At 43.6% G+C, this 13,567-nt stretch carries 13 protein-coding genes; 8 read left to right on the forward strand and 5 right to left on the reverse strand.

The window, feature by feature from the left end; all coding sequences use genetic code 11:
* Window positions 1-23 precede the first annotated feature (23 nt).
* The 3 genes from pheA to yciH all read right to left on the reverse strand — a co-directional run bounded on the left by pheA (window position 24) and on the right by yciH (window position 2,757).
* The gene (gene pheA, locus BZA03_RS01525; protein WP_181417275.1) at window positions 24-1,277 is read right to left on the reverse strand and encodes a prephenate dehydratase; all 1,254 of its coding nucleotides are present in this window, start codon (window positions 1,275-1,277) and stop codon (window positions 24-26) included.
* Window positions 1,278-1,560: 283 nt separating this feature from the next.
* Window positions 1,561-2,361 (reverse strand): response regulator, encoded by an 801-nt coding sequence (locus BZA03_RS01530; protein WP_014948846.1) that lies wholly within the window; start codon window positions 2,359-2,361, stop codon window positions 1,561-1,563.
* 63 nt (window positions 2,362-2,424) lie between these two features.
* Window positions 2,425-2,757 (reverse strand): stress response translation initiation inhibitor YciH, encoded by a 333-nt coding sequence (yciH, locus tag BZA03_RS01535; RefSeq protein WP_014948847.1) that lies wholly within the window; start codon window positions 2,755-2,757, stop codon window positions 2,425-2,427.
* A 171-nt stretch (window positions 2,758-2,928) separates the two neighbouring features.
* Here yciH and BZA03_RS01540 point away from each other — a divergent pair, with 171 nt between their 5' ends.
* The 8 genes from BZA03_RS01540 to BZA03_RS01575 all read left to right on the forward strand — a co-directional run bounded on the left by BZA03_RS01540 (window position 2,929) and on the right by BZA03_RS01575 (window position 11,861).
* Window positions 2,929-3,234 carry an STAS domain-containing protein gene (locus tag BZA03_RS01540; RefSeq protein WP_069943977.1) on the forward strand — a complete coding sequence of 102 codons (306 nt, stop codon included), beginning with the start codon at window positions 2,929-2,931 and terminating at the stop codon, window positions 3,232-3,234.
* 43 nt (window positions 3,235-3,277) lie between these two features.
* Window positions 3,278-4,954: a fused response regulator/phosphatase gene (locus BZA03_RS01545; protein ID WP_110287780.1), complete on the forward strand. Its 1,677-nt coding sequence runs from the start codon at window positions 3,278-3,280 to the stop codon at window positions 4,952-4,954.
* 251 nt (window positions 4,955-5,205) lie between these two features.
* On the forward strand, window positions 5,206-5,646 hold the full coding sequence (locus BZA03_RS01550; RefSeq protein WP_014948851.1) for a TerB family tellurite resistance protein: 441 nt from the start codon (window positions 5,206-5,208) through the stop codon (window positions 5,644-5,646).
* A 181-nt stretch (window positions 5,647-5,827) separates the two neighbouring features.
* Window positions 5,828-7,900, forward strand: a complete 2,073-nt coding sequence (locus BZA03_RS01555; protein ID WP_110287781.1) for a bifunctional diguanylate cyclase/phosphodiesterase — start codon at window positions 5,828-5,830, stop codon at window positions 7,898-7,900.
* Between the two features lie 298 nt (window positions 7,901-8,198).
* Window positions 8,199-8,480, forward strand: coding sequence for a calcium-binding protein (locus BZA03_RS01560; protein WP_258364563.1), 282 nt, complete (start codon window positions 8,199-8,201; stop codon window positions 8,478-8,480).
* A 60-nt stretch (window positions 8,481-8,540) separates the two neighbouring features.
* A complete protein-coding gene (locus BZA03_RS01565; RefSeq protein ID WP_110287782.1) occupies window positions 8,541-9,938 on the forward strand; it encodes a sensor histidine kinase KdpD in 1,398 nt (465 codons plus the stop codon).
* 1 nt (window position 9,939) lies between these two features.
* Entirely contained in the window at window positions 9,940-10,524 is a 585-nt protein-coding gene (locus tag BZA03_RS01570; protein ID WP_014948856.1) for a hypothetical protein, read from the forward strand.
* A complete protein-coding gene (locus tag BZA03_RS01575) occupies window positions 10,521-11,861 on the forward strand; it encodes a sigma 54-interacting transcriptional regulator (RefSeq protein WP_014948857.1) in 1,341 nt (446 codons plus the stop codon). The genes BZA03_RS01570 and BZA03_RS01575 overlap by 4 nt, the downstream gene beginning before the upstream one ends.
* A gap of 86 nt (window positions 11,862-11,947) precedes the next feature.
* On the opposite strand, the gene BZA03_RS01580 is transcribed toward BZA03_RS01575, so the two are convergent.
* Together BZA03_RS01580 and BZA03_RS01585 are read right to left on the reverse strand one after the other, a co-directional pair.
* Window positions 11,948-12,433, reverse strand: a complete 486-nt coding sequence (locus BZA03_RS01580; protein WP_110287783.1) for a GAF domain-containing protein — start codon at window positions 12,431-12,433, stop codon at window positions 11,948-11,950.
* Window positions 12,434-12,557: 124 nt separating this feature from the next.
* On the reverse strand, window positions 12,558-13,457 hold the full coding sequence (locus BZA03_RS01585; protein WP_258364564.1) for a DUF72 domain-containing protein: 900 nt from the start codon (window positions 13,455-13,457) through the stop codon (window positions 12,558-12,560).
* Window positions 13,458-13,567 lie beyond the last annotated feature (110 nt).

Here is a 13,567-nt window from a genome sequence, read left to right on the forward strand (position 1 = left end):
TAAACAATGGCGAGTGTGCTGGCTTAATCAGCCAGCGCACTCGCCGCGGCCACTTTGGTCGGGCTAATTTCTTCGCTTGGATAGCAGCCCAATACTTTGATGTAGCGGGTAATACCACGCAATGCATCAAGAGCATTTTGTACAGGGCCATCTTCTACGTTGCCTTCTACATCAATGTAGAACATCTCTTCCCATGGATTACCTGGAATAGGACGCGATTCAAGCTTCGTCATATTGATGCTGTTCTCTCGTAGCACCAACAAGGCCTCTACAAGTGCACCTGGCTTTTGGATGGTAGACATAACAAGTGTTGTTTTAGCAGGAACTTGAAGTGGAACCACTACTGGGTTGCGCGCAACAACGATAAAACGGCTATGGTTTTCTTTTTGGTTTGCTAAGTTACTCTTTATAGCCATTAGGCCGTACAAGTTACCACCCGCTTCGCTGCCTATTGCGGCTACGTCATCGCGTTTAAGCTCACTAACTGTCAACATGGCAGACGAGGTGCTGTCCATGGTTTTCACTTCTACGTTCCCTAGTTCTGCTAAGAAATGGCTACACTGAGTGAACACTTGAGGGTGAGCGTAAAGCGTTTTGATTTTATCGATACTGGTGTTGGTTCCCACTAACAATGTATGGCGGATAGGGTGGGTGAGTTCACCAATAATACTAAGTTGGGTATGCTGTAGTTGGTCATACACTTCATTGATACTGCCAGACGTCGTGTTCTCAATAGGCAATACCGCGTAATCGGCTTCTGTACTTTCAACTCTGTGAATAATTTCAGCAAAGCTCTGACAGCCAATTTCCAGCAATTCGCCTGGGCGACGAGAAAAGTACTTTTGCGTTGCTAGATAAGAGTAAGAGCCCTTGTCGCCCAAGAATGCCACTCGGTTTAAGGGCAATGTACTGCCAGGGTTAGCGCGTTCAGCAAGCATAGCCTGCTGGTTTAAAACAGAGTCTTCAATAATAACGTGGAAAATTTGTGTCACATAATGAGGGTCTAAGCCGATGTTTTGGCCTTCTTTTATTAGGCGCACCAATAGCTGTTCTTCTCGCTTTTGATCTCTCACAGGAATGTGATGCTTTATTTTCGTCTCAGCCACTTCGTTGGTTAGCTTTCTGCGTTCTGAGAGTAAAGTAAGTAATTCACTGTCTAAAGCGGTAATCCGCTCTCTAACAGTATCTAATGCATTGTCTGACATATCATTCCCGTGCGTATCGTATAAGAAAATTCTGCTAAAAAAAAACCTCCCAGTTGGGAGGTTTTCATGCATGTAGCCGCGCCTCCCTAGTTAAAGGATATAAACGCAAAAAAGAAAAGTGCTACGTGCATAGTATTCTGTTTCATAGGTTTGAATGTATGTTGAACGCCTATGTGTGTCAACACATTTTTACAAATTGAATAGTTGTTTTTAATGTGGAGGACTTGAAAAAATAATTAAAATGCGCTGTTGGCTTTATAAAAAGCCAAACGGTTAGGGCATGAAGCGTTGGCAGGTGCCGTAAATATACACCTGCCGGTGGGTAATTTGAGAACGCCGTTTAATATTTTTGCGCTTAGTTACCTAATAGTGCTGAAAGCATTTGTCTTACTTCGTTGGGCTCAAAAGGCTTATCGCATAGCGCGTTCACACCTGTTTGCTGAATATTAGCCATATGTGCACTGTCAGCCGACTCTGACGTTACCATGATAATCGGTATATGTGTGGTTTCTGGATTAAAGCGGATAAATTCCGATAGTTCCCTGCCATCCATTTCGGGCATATTGTAGTCGGTAACCACGAGGTCAAAAGGTTCATCTTTTATATAAGTTAGCGCCATTGCGCCATTCTCAGCTTCTTTTATGCGTTGAAGCCCCATGCCTTCTAATACGCGTCGAATATGATTACGCGCTAATTTACTGTCATCAACAAGTAGTACGCGAACATCATGTACGTCAAATAGTTCTAATTCTAGTTCATCGTGATTGATTAAATCTAAGCTTGCGTTTAACGCACGAGACAAATGAAGGGGTTCAAATGGTTTAGGAAGAATTGCCGCAACACCCGCCTGCTTAAACTCTTCTAGTTTGCTCAAACGATTTTCACTGGAAACCAACATGAAGGGGATTGTTTTAAATGCGTCGTCTTCTTTAATGAATTTAAGTAGTTCTAGTGCGGTTCCATCTTCGTAGTACATCGCGCTTACGATTAGGTCAGCACCGTGCGCTTTTACCGCTGAACGAGCTTCGGAAAGGGTACTGACGGGGTCAATTTCCTTTACGTGTTCTTTTAACAACAAAGTGGTGATGATCTTTCTTTGTGTGTCAGAAGGCTCAACTAAAATAATGTGTAGATCAGAAATTGACAGCTTTTCCATTTCAGACTCTTTTTGTTATATGTTTATGAAAAAGTGAGAGCTCGCTAGCTGGCTAGCGTTACATTAGCCCCCAGCAAGCTTAACTTTATACCCTTTATCGGTAAGTAGTGTGCGGAGCTTTTCCCTGTCATCAGTTTGTACTTCAATGACACCGTCTTTCACTGCGCCGCCGCAACCACATTTTTTCTTTAGCTCAGAGCCTAGCTTTTTCAGCTCATCAGACGCGAGGTCTAATCCCTTAATCAGAGACACCCCTTTTCCTTTGCGACCTTTAGTTTCCCTGTGAATACGAACAACGCCGTCAGAAGACACCGAACGCGCTTGCTCTTTTGGCTCAGGCTTTATTTTGCCGCTTTCAGTACTATAGACCAAAAGGGCGTCTTGCCAGTCTTGCATACATACCTCAATAAATTGCGTCTTTCCATCTAAATGGCGATAAAAAAAGCATTACCATACGAAAGTTTAAGATGACTTTCATGGCGATGTGTAAAAGTTCAACTAGTATAAGAATAGCAAAGTTAAAAGCATGTGATGAAGCATTTCTGCTTACATTTTTAAGGAGCGAATATGGAAATAACGTCGAGCTATCAAAATCAAGGGAAAGTACTAGTGGTAGATGTAGGCACTAAGTTTGACTTTAGTAAGGTAGAAGACTTCAGAAACGCCTATGGCGAACTGGGCGCCGATGTCTCTCACATCACCGTAGATTTATCGCGTACTGAATACATGGATAGCTCTGCCTTAGGTATGTTGTTAAACATGCAAAAGGCACTCGCTGAAAGAGAATTAACCTACAGTATTGAAAATGCCCGTCCTCAGGTTGCTAAAATCCTGAAAATATCTCGATTCGATAAAAAGTTCGACATTAAGTAAGAAAAGCAAGTCGCTAAATTAACATTTTATCGAAGAGACATACGTGAAGATCCTCATTGTTGACGACGAGGCTATCAACCGTACATTGCTTACTAACATGCTTTATAACGCAGGCTATAAAGAGTGTATCGAAGCGGTGGATGGTGTTGAAGCTATCAAAAAATTTACGCACGAAAAACCCGACTTGGTTTTGTTGGATGTTGTGATGCCTGGGCTCAGTGGTTTTGACGTTGCACCCAAAATACGCAAGCTTGCGAAAGGGCCGTATCTACCTATTCTTTTTATCACCGCTTTAGAAGATAAAGAAAGCTTAGTGAGGTGTCTGGAGGTTGGCGGGAACGACTTTGCCACAAAGCCCTTCGACCGACACATTCTAATTGCCAAAATTCGAGCCCACTTAAAAATACGTGCTTTGAGTGAACACATAGAACAGCAAAATAAAGCACTTCGATTATTCAATCAAAGAGTGGCGAGAGAGCACGCCATTGTGGAACATATTTTTAGCCACGCTATTGTCAATCGACCCGAGGTAATGGCGCATTTCGACTGCTTCCTAAAGCCAGCTGAAACCTTTAATGGCGACCTCTTTCTATGCGAATCAAGCCCTAGTGGTGGTATTTATTTTGTGGTGGGAGATTTTACAGGTCATGGTTTGGCGTCAGCAATTGTTGCGTTGCCTGTAACCCGAGCCTTTCAGGAACTCAGCCAGCAAGGGGTATCTATTTCTGAGATTATTTCAGAATTAAATCGAATTTTAATTAAGTTTCTACCAAGTGACATGTTTATGGCCGCAGTGGTGGGCGAAATTAACGCGGGGGGCAATAGAATCAACTTATGGCAGGGTGGAATGCCGGCTGTCATTGTTCCTGCGAAAACTGATTTAGCATTGCGCTGCATTCCCTCACGTCACATGGCATTAGGGATCCTAGACGAGCATGAACTCAACACCGATTGCGATACCATTCAACTAGGATGCAATGAACAGCTTGTAATTTGTAGCGACGGGCTAATTGAGAGTACTAATCAAGAGGGAGAAATGCTTCTTGAGGAGGGCTTGGTAAGAATAGTAAAAGAGCAAATGCAGACGCATGGGAAAATAGAATCCAATTCACTTTTTCTTAAGGCGAAAGAGCATTGCGCAGCCTCTTCATTTCACGATGATGTCACGCTAGTCGTGTTTACCTCTCAACCCATTAAAACGCCCGTATCACCAAAGATGGATTTTGGATTGCCATCGGTGCATGAAGTTGCGCTTAACGCACAACATTTGAAACAGCCTGACATTCTTCAACGCGTGCTACAGCTTGCGGGGCAATGTGAGGGCATTCAAGCGGTGCGTTCGATAATTTATACCGTGTTGTCGGAACTGTTTAATAATGCGTTAGAGCATGGGATCTTGAAACTCGACTCAAAACTCAAAGCTGATAGTACAGGGTTCCATCAATATTACGAAAACCGCGAGGCTTCACTAAAAGCGCTTAGTCACGGGCGAATTAATATTAGGATAGAGTCTTTACCCCTTAAAGGTAAGGTGCTGATAGCGGTTGAAGATAGTGGTGAAGGCTTTGAGTGGAATAAGGCAAGTACGGTAGGCCGGCGTCATTCCGTTCATGACGAAAGCTTTGGGCGTGGGCTCCCTTTGCTTCACGCGCTGTGCGAACGAGTGTGGTTCGAAAATGGCGGGAGTAAAGTGATTTGCTTACTTGATACTAAAATTTAGGCGCCTTTAGAAAATATCTTTACGAGCAAAATGTTCATATTCATGTTTCTCTGAAGGCTTTTAAACTCTCACTTTACAGCCCTAGTCGCTGAGTACAGTTTACATAGACTTGCTTGCTTAGTCATCGCTGTAAATCTGTCCATCTAATCCAGCAATTAATCGAATTTAGCTTTTACCGAGTAAAAGTTTTATCGATACTCAAATTTCATTAACCGCGGGCGTTTCTGCGGTGACACAAGAAGTAGGGCCCCATGCTGAAATCATTTCTTAAACTTTTCGAAGACACGCATAAGCGCACAGAGCCAACGTATACCGTTGAATTGGCGACTGCTGCATTACTTAGTGAAATTGTTAACGCTGATAATGAAGTAACGGATAGCGAGAGAAGTGAATACGAGAAACAGCTCAGAAAGCATGTAAACATAGATGAGGAAGCGATGTCGTTGCTGCTTGAAAGAGGGCAAGAGACGGCTGACGATTCAATTGACTTAGTGCGTTTTACTCAAGTACTAAATAAACACTGCAGCGCTGATGAGAAAAGAGATGTGATAAAGAGCCTCTGGGCTATTGCATACGCGGATGAATCTTTAGCGCCTCTTGAAGAGAGTACTATTCGTCAAATAGCTGATTTATTGTACGTTCCCCATAGCCAGTACATTAAAACTAAACTTGAAGTAGTTGAAAGAACATAGCGTTCATCATCACTCAGTTAGTCTTTTTTGTATTAGCTAAAAAAATGGATTCAAATTTAGCGACCTGTACCTTACTATTGTGAACAAATAATAATAAAAGCTTAGCGGTGACAGTGCTGTTTCAGAGCCTATGGCATCACTTGCTTACAACAGCTTGCAGTACTGAAGTAAGGGTAGTTGAGTGTTTAGAACGTTGAAAATCCCAATTGGGCTTGTCATTGCATTGACGATGTCGGTGCTGGCGCTCTCTGTGGTAATTGTTAATAAATTAGAACACAACGCGTCTGTGGTGGATGTGGTTAAAGGCAATACCGCGACGTTAAGTAACGCTTTGTCGCTGCAGTTATCGGTTGTCATGGAGCGAAGTCCCGGTGATAACGCATTATTTTCCTCTCTTTTTCAACCGATAAAAGAACACGATAATCTTATTTCCGCCACGCTATATGACAACGACTATCAAGTCATTTCCACCATTCAACCTGATTCCTTAAGCCAGCTTTCCAATCAATCTGTTCCTCTTGATCCTGCAGAAATTCCATTTGGTGTTACGCAATACGACAATGTTATCACTGCCCATCAAATTGTAGGTAGTAGCCTATACCCACTTGGACATGTTGTTCTTTATGTGGACATTGAAGACACCATAGCGGCAAGTTCAGCCCGCCAGCTCATTAAGCAAGTGCCTATCGTTATCGCGGTTTGGCTGCTTTGCACTGGCACTTGTGTCTTTATTTTATACCGTTTGATTTCTCCTATTGGGTCGCTGAGGCAGTTTACTCAAGAAGTATTTGAGTCAAAAGACTATGCGCTGCGCAGTTCACTTAATACATCTAATGAAATTGGACAGTTATCGAATAACATTAATAGTTTATTGGATACCATTGAAGTTGAGTTACTTATCAACTTTGAGCAAAAGCAAACATTGGTTGATCAACAAGAAACCATGTCTCGTCTGGCAAACTTCGATAGTTTAACCGGTCTTCCCAATCGACAGTTTGTTCTCGATAACTTAAGACTTGAGCTAGCCAGAGCCAAAAGAAATGATGAAGACTTACTGCTCCTGTTTTTTGATTTAGATGGGTTTAAGGGCATCAATGATTCTTTAGGACATGAAACCGGGGATCTCATTCTCATAGAGGTTGCTGACAGAGTTCAGTGTTTGCTGCGCGACGGCGATTTATTCGCGCGACTGGGAGGGGATGAGTTCTTAGTACTGCCCGATAGAGATGTGACTACTGACCAAGCGCAAAGCTTGGCAACGCGACTTATTACCGCATTTGATGAGCCTTTTGAACTGCGTGGCTTATCACTAACGGTAGGTTTAAGCGTTGGAATTGCTACGGCTTCCGATGCGGGCTACGACCTAAGCGAACTGATGAGCAATGCAGACCTTGCAATGTATCGCTCAAAAGCGCGAGGGCGGGGCAGCTACACACTGTTTACACCTGATATGGTTGAGTCGCATAAGCGTAAACTCCACTTAGCTAACGGTATTGAGCAAGGAATCAGCAACGATGAGTTTGTTGTTTATTACCAGGTTAAAGTTAACAACGAAGGGAATGTAATCGGCGTAGAAGCGCTTATTCGTTGGCAACATCCTGAATTTGGCTTGGTCATGCCGAACGAGTTTATCCCCATTGCTGAGCAGGGCGGTAAGATCACTGCAATTACCCGTTGGGTAATTAAGCGCGTTTGTATTGATATGCCAGATTTAAAACAATGGGCCACGTCTCCGTTTAGAGCCTCAATCAATTTATCTGGACATGATTTGCGAAGCTCGCAGCTGTTTGACTACATCTACAATACTTTCAAGCTCTATGACATCAACCCAGAAAACATTGAATTTGAAGTGACAGAAAGTGCGTATCTAGAAAACTTTACTCTTTCAAACAAGTTCTTCAGACGCATCGGAAATATGGGGTGCGCCATAGCTCTAGATGATTTTGGAACGGGTTACTCCTCGTTAAGTTACCTGACGCAAATCAATATCGACACGCTAAAAGTTGACCGACAGTTTGTAATGGAAATTCAAACTTCAGAACGAAGCCGTCTTGTGACTGGGGCAATTATTGATTTGGCGAAAAGACTGTCACTCTCGGTATGTGCTGAGGGCATAGAAAACCTTGAACAGTGGAATTATCTTAGAGAGCATGGATGTGACAATGTGCAAGGATTTATGTTTAGCAAGCCCATCCCCTTATCGGAGCTCACTTGCTCTCCCTCCCATTACAGCGATAGTAGTTTCTCTGTATAGCAAGGTATCGATAAAACCACTTTGACATACAGTGTTTCAAAGTGGTGTTTCTTTTTTGCAACATTTAACCTGTATGCTGAGTGGTTGATAGTACACTTATTTGCATATGCTTCTGTTTTTAATGTGCTTTTTCTTTTTGGTCTGAAAATCGCATAAGCAGTTTGAATGCAATTATGATAGTGGTTAATTGAAGACTAGTGGTAGTATCCATGAGCTTTAATAGCAGCATAACCTGATAACACAGGGCTGGTATCAAAGCGGATTGAGAAGGATTTTAAAAGCGTTTAGCGGAGGATTCATGATGAAACGTCTCGAAAAAGTTTTCTTAGCACTTTGTACTGTTGCTGCAGTACAAGCCATTTCAGTAGCGGACGCGTACGCAAGTCCAGCGCGTTCGTTGATGCAGGAATTAGACACAGATAAAGATGGTCTGATATCACTTAAAGAAGCGGTTCGACACACAGGTCTACTGCGTAACTTTGGGCTGATTGATGACAACGAAGATGGCAAACTTTCCGAAGCCGAATTGGCAAAAAGCAAGTTGACGCCAGGCAATGAAAAGCTCACAGCAAGTGAGTAGATAAAATAATATATTTAAGAGGGTAAGGTTCTGATAAACAAGGTTTCGTTTGGTGAACGCTTGGTACAACTTGGTTCACTAAGGCAGTTGACGCTAGGTAGTTTTGTACTGGCCCTTATCCCTCTTATAGCCTTACTTTGGCAAAGTCAAAGCGACTTAGCCAAAGTGGGTCAAATGACAACACTTGAAACACGGTTTGTTGTCGATGTTGTTAGCGACATGCAAAGACTCGATAACGCGGTCGTTGACGTAGAGCGCAGCATTCGCCAATTTGCTGTGTTGAGAAATGAAAGGGTGGCCTCTCTTTCTGATAACGCCATCGATCAATTTGCCGTGGCCGCTGACAATCTATGTCAGGCTCTCTCGGTACCAACTACCTGCACACGACTTTCAGAACAGCTAAATCAATTAGCCGAATATCGAGCGATTGAAGACCAGCTTTTACTTAATGCATACCTTGCGTCAGTGGGCGATAGCGTCGACCAGCTTCGCGACGATGTAGAAGCCGCTATTACTGAACGTGTCAAAGTCCAGCAAGATGATTTAAATGCCATGCAAGCAAAACAAGCTTGGTCTACAGCTATGCTTGTAAGCGTTTCGTTATTGCTAATACTGATGGGGAGTCAACTTATTGTGAACCCCGTTAACAACTTAAAAAAGATTATAAGGATCATGGCCCACAGCGATGGTCAGCTTCCACCCCTTTCAAGACAAGCGCCAAAAGAACTGATTGATGTAGAGAAAGATTTACATTGGCTTTATGATCGACTACAGCAGTTGGAGCATATTAGAACCGCCTTGCTGCGACACGCTGCTCACGAGCTCAAAACTCCGCTTGCCAGTATTAAAGAAGGCTGCAGCTTGTTGTCTGAAAACGTGGTGGGCGAGTTGAATAACAGTCAACGCGAAGTACTTTCGCTACTTACTGCTAGCACGCAAAGGCTCAACACGCTGGTGGAAAAGTTGCTCGACTACAACCTGCTGTTGCAACAAGCTCAGCCAAAAATGGTACAAAGTGACGTTAGTAAGTTAGTTTCTGCTTGTTTAGAAGATTACGCGCTCGCCATTCAGGATAGAGAAGTGGAAGTAAAGATAACTGCGTCCGAGGTGCGTATAGACGAGGAGCTGTTTAGAAGAATACTTGATAACTTGGTGTCCAATGCAGTCGCGCATGGCGCAGTGGGAAGACCGATAAATATTAGCCTTTATAACGAAAACGATAATCTTGTACTGGATGTTGCCAATCGCGGTAAGCGTATTGCTCCAGAGTCAGTACATACTTTATTTGAACCTTTTATCCGAGGAACCGAGCCGAGAAACGACAATGTCATTGGGACGGGTTTAGGGTTATCAATTGTTGCCGATTGCGCTCGACTGATGCATGGTGATGTGCGTGTTGTAGATGTAGACTATGCCGATGTTTGCTTTAGAGTGACCATTGGGCAACAGGAAAAATAAAATGAGAATAAGTGGTTTAATTGTCGCCTTACTGGTGCTGACAGGATGTCAGAGTTTAACCAGAAACAACGACAACGCAGGTGAGCCAGAAAAGGTGACGCCTGTAGCTAAAATAGAACGTGGCCTTTGTTTATTTGTTGAGCCTCCACAGGGGTTCGAGCACAATTGCGATGCAACCTATTGGCTTAACGCGTGGATTGACGCGGCCAACCAACCTTGGTTAGAGCGTAAGCAAGCATTAAAAGCGTTAGGTGATACAGCATCTGACACGCTTCACGCCTACGTTTTAACACTACCAACAGATACACCTTATCAAGACAGGTTGCGCGCGCAGCTTGCGTTAAATGATATTGCTGGAACATTTACACCCACTGCGCAAGAAGTGGTGACTGTTATTGCTGCGTCGCACAACAATCAGATTATGCAGCTTGAATCTGCCATGGTGGTGTTGGAGCAAGAAAATACTTCTCGTGGCGAGAAAGTAAAAGCACTTGAAATTGAAGCAGTTAACCTGCGCAAAAAACTAGAAGAATTGTTGCAGATTGAAGCAACACTGATGGATAAAAACAGGAGTACACAACAGTGAGCGAAAAGGCGAGTAGTAACCCTAACTTATTGTTGGTAGATGACGATAAGAGCTTATTGCGCTTATTAACCATTCGTCTGGAAGGCGAAGGTTATGAGGTGACCGCAGTGGAAGACGGTCAATCAGCGTTAAGAAAGCTCCAAAACGACAACTACGATGTAGTATTAAGTGACTTGCGTATGCCGGGCTTAGATGGTCTGAGTTTGTTTGAAGAAATTATGGGAATTAGAAAAGATATTCCTGTAATTCTGATGACGGCTCACGGCACCATTGCTGATGCGGTAGCAGCCACTCAGCGTGGTGTATTTGGGTTTTTGCCTAAACCTGTAGATCACGATGAATTACGCGCGCTGCTGCAAAAAGCACTTAGCCAGTCTCAAGCTGCTCAGCCTGGGGATTGGGCAAAGGACATCATTACCCGTTCTCCAGAAATGCTAAATGTACTAGACCAGGCGTTCCGTATAGCTCAGCGTGAAGTGTCTGTGCTTATTAGCGGCGCGAGCGGTACAGGTAAAGAGTTACTTGCTAATGCCATTCATAAAGCCAGTAACCGCAGCGACAAACCATTTGTGGCTATTAACTGTGGAGCATTACCTGAAAACTTGCTTGAGTCTGAGCTATTTGGTCATGCCAAAGGTGCGTTTACCGGTGCTGTAGCTGCTCACCCTGGTCTGTTTAGAGAAGCCGACGGCGGTACCTTGTTCTTGGATGAGATTGGCGATATGCCGATGACACTGCAGGTAAAACTGCTGCGTGCATTACAAGAGCGTCAAATTCGTCCAGTAGGTAGTAGCAAGCACGTAGATATCGATGTGCGTATCATTTCTGCAACGCACAAAGACTTGCACAAAGAAATGGAAGAAGGCACCTTCCGCGAAGATTTATATTACCGTCTAAACGTGGTGAACCTGAAACTTCCGTCGCTTAAATCGCGAAGTGAAGATATTCCACTTCTGGCTCGCTCGCTGCTGCAGCAAAGCGCACAGCGTCATGGCGTGAATGTAAGCCAATTTTCTGATGACGCGATGCAACAGCTGGTAACCTCATCTTGGCCAGGTAACGTACGTCAGCTTGTGAACGTGGTTGAGCAGTGTGTTGCGTTAACGCAAACGCCGGTTATTCCGCTTCACTTAGTAGAGCAAGCCTTGTCAGCCACAAAGCAAAGCTGGCCAACGCTTACAGAAGCGCGCGATGCCTTTGAACAGCAATACTTGCACAAGCTTCTAAAAATGACCGACGGCAACGTAACGCGCGCGGCAGAGCTTGCTGGTAGAAATAGAACTGATATGCACAAGCTTATGAAAAAGCACGAGCTAGACGCAGCTGATTTCAGATAGACATAGTCGAGCTTAGAGAGTTATTAAACGCATCACTTTTTAGTGATGCGTTTTTGTTTTGCGATACGAAAAGCGTAGGGCTGGAGTTATGCTGGAAGGTGCTCTGAAAAAATAATGGTTTCAACTGTGCGGGCGTGGTTTTTTAAGCTTTCTATCTCAACATCTAAAAAGTCACGTGGTTCATCAAACAGTAGGCATAACGTACCCAATTCATAGCCATCTTTGTTGCGCAAGATAGCACCTGCGTAAGCTCTTATGAAAGGGCTGCCAGTAACCAGCGGGTTATTAGCAAATAGCTTATCGGTTTTAGCGTCGGGAACAATTAAGTATTCTTCTTCGGCTATCGCGTAGGTGCAAAACGAGATATTACGCGGTGTTTCGGTAGCATCCATACACTGGCGAGACTTAAACCATTGACGATCTTCTGCAACAAGGCTTACTAAGCAGGTTTTAGCATTAAACTCTTCTTGTACAGCTTTGGTGAGCTCGTCAAGTTGTTCGCTTGGGGAAGTATCTAAAATATCTAACGATTCAAGCGCAGCAATACGCGCTTTCTCATATTCATGGTTCATTGGGGTTATTTCACGGTAAATAATGGTGTAGTACCAAAATAGATAAGAGCAGTAGTTTACCGCTGAATTAGAAAAACGCTATCTATTAAAAAATATTGATAGGCTCAATGTCAGTTGCTCGTCATCAAAACAGTGAATTCTGCTCTGGTTGAGTTTTAATAGACAGGTTATTTAGCGCGAGTGATGGAGTAGTGTTGTTATACAAATCGATAAACTGCTGCGCTAACCAGGGAGCATCTTTGTTGTCTGGGCGGTGACAAAAAAAGTACACGTCTTTTCCTTCACTTTGCCAAATCTTCACTTTTTTCACCCAAGGCAATAAACAGCGTCGGTTGTCATCATCTATATCGTTACCGACAAACCGGACAATGGGAGTATGGCCTGTAGCGATAACGTTAACGGGAACCCGCGGTTTTTTCTGCCTGACTTCTTCTAGCATAGCACGCTTATCAGCTCCGCCTGCATCTAAAGGCCCGCTAAATAAAGCTCGGGTGTCCATAATGATTCTATTCACACCGTGGCGGATCAAAAGTTGGTTAAGCGCCTTTTCCTCATCACCCTTAGCGAAAAATGCCAAGTGGCGCACTTCAACCGCTACGTTTATTTCTTGAGGTAACGCCGCTAAAAAAGTATCTAAAATGGATAGCTTTTCTGGCCCAAAAGAAGCGGGCAGTTGCAGCATCATTACTCCTAGCTTTTCTTTTAGCGGGCTTAATAAAGCAAGCTGTTGGGCAACCTCTTCTTCACAATGCTGTAATTGATGTACATGCGTAATGTTTTGGTGAAACTTGAAAGTAAATCTGAAGTGGTCGGGTGTTGAATCGCTCCATCTCGCTACAGCGTCTTGGTGGGGAAGAGAGTAAAATGTGGTATTCCCTTCAACCGTATTACACTCCTTGGCATACAGCGACAATCCATTATCAGACTTGGGATAATTAGCAAACCAGGTGCTTGGCCAATGGCTGTGTTGCCACATTGGTAATCCAATATAGAGATTTCCTTGTGATATGGCTGATTTGTTCATATTTGTCATTGGGCTTTATCAAGCATTTGTTTATACTATGCGGCCTTTAAATCATTACATTATGCATGTTGTGGGCGGGCCAGCTTATTGGCCAGCAAGTTTACGCGATT

Origin of the sequence: Alteromonas sp. I10 (genome assembly GCF_003201515.1) — a bacterium.
In the GTDB taxonomy this organism is placed as follows: Bacteria; Pseudomonadota; Gammaproteobacteria; order Enterobacterales; family Alteromonadaceae; genus Alteromonas; species Alteromonas macleodii.

Excerpts from the sequence above, each read along its gene's own strand:
- BZA03_RS01540 (WP_069943977.1), top strand. The coding sequence starts at position 2,929 with ATGGAAATAACGTCGAGCTATCAAAATCAAGGGAAAGTACTAGTGGTA.
- BZA03_RS01530 (WP_014948846.1), bottom strand. The coding sequence starts at position 2,361 with ATGGAAAAGCTGTCAATTTCTGATCTACACATTATTTTAGTTGAGCCT.
- BZA03_RS01560 (WP_258364563.1), top strand. The coding sequence starts at position 8,199 with ATGATGAAACGTCTCGAAAAAGTTTTCTTAGCACTTTGTACTGTTGCT.
- BZA03_RS01570 (WP_014948856.1), top strand. The coding sequence starts at position 9,940 with ATGAGAATAAGTGGTTTAATTGTCGCCTTACTGGTGCTGACAGGATGT.
- BZA03_RS01585 (WP_258364564.1), bottom strand. The coding sequence starts at position 13,457 with ATGAACAAATCAGCCATATCACAAGGAAATCTCTATATTGGATTACCA.
- BZA03_RS01580 (WP_110287783.1), bottom strand. The coding sequence starts at position 12,433 with ATGAACCATGAATATGAGAAAGCGCGTATTGCTGCGCTTGAATCGTTA.
- pheA (WP_181417275.1), bottom strand. The coding sequence starts at position 1,277 with ATGCATGAAAACCTCCCAACTGGGAGGTTTTTTTTTAGCAGAATTTTC.
- BZA03_RS01550 (WP_014948851.1), top strand. The coding sequence starts at position 5,206 with ATGCTGAAATCATTTCTTAAACTTTTCGAAGACACGCATAAGCGCACA.
- yciH (WP_014948847.1), bottom strand. The coding sequence starts at position 2,757 with ATGCAAGACTGGCAAGACGCCCTTTTGGTCTATAGTACTGAAAGCGGC.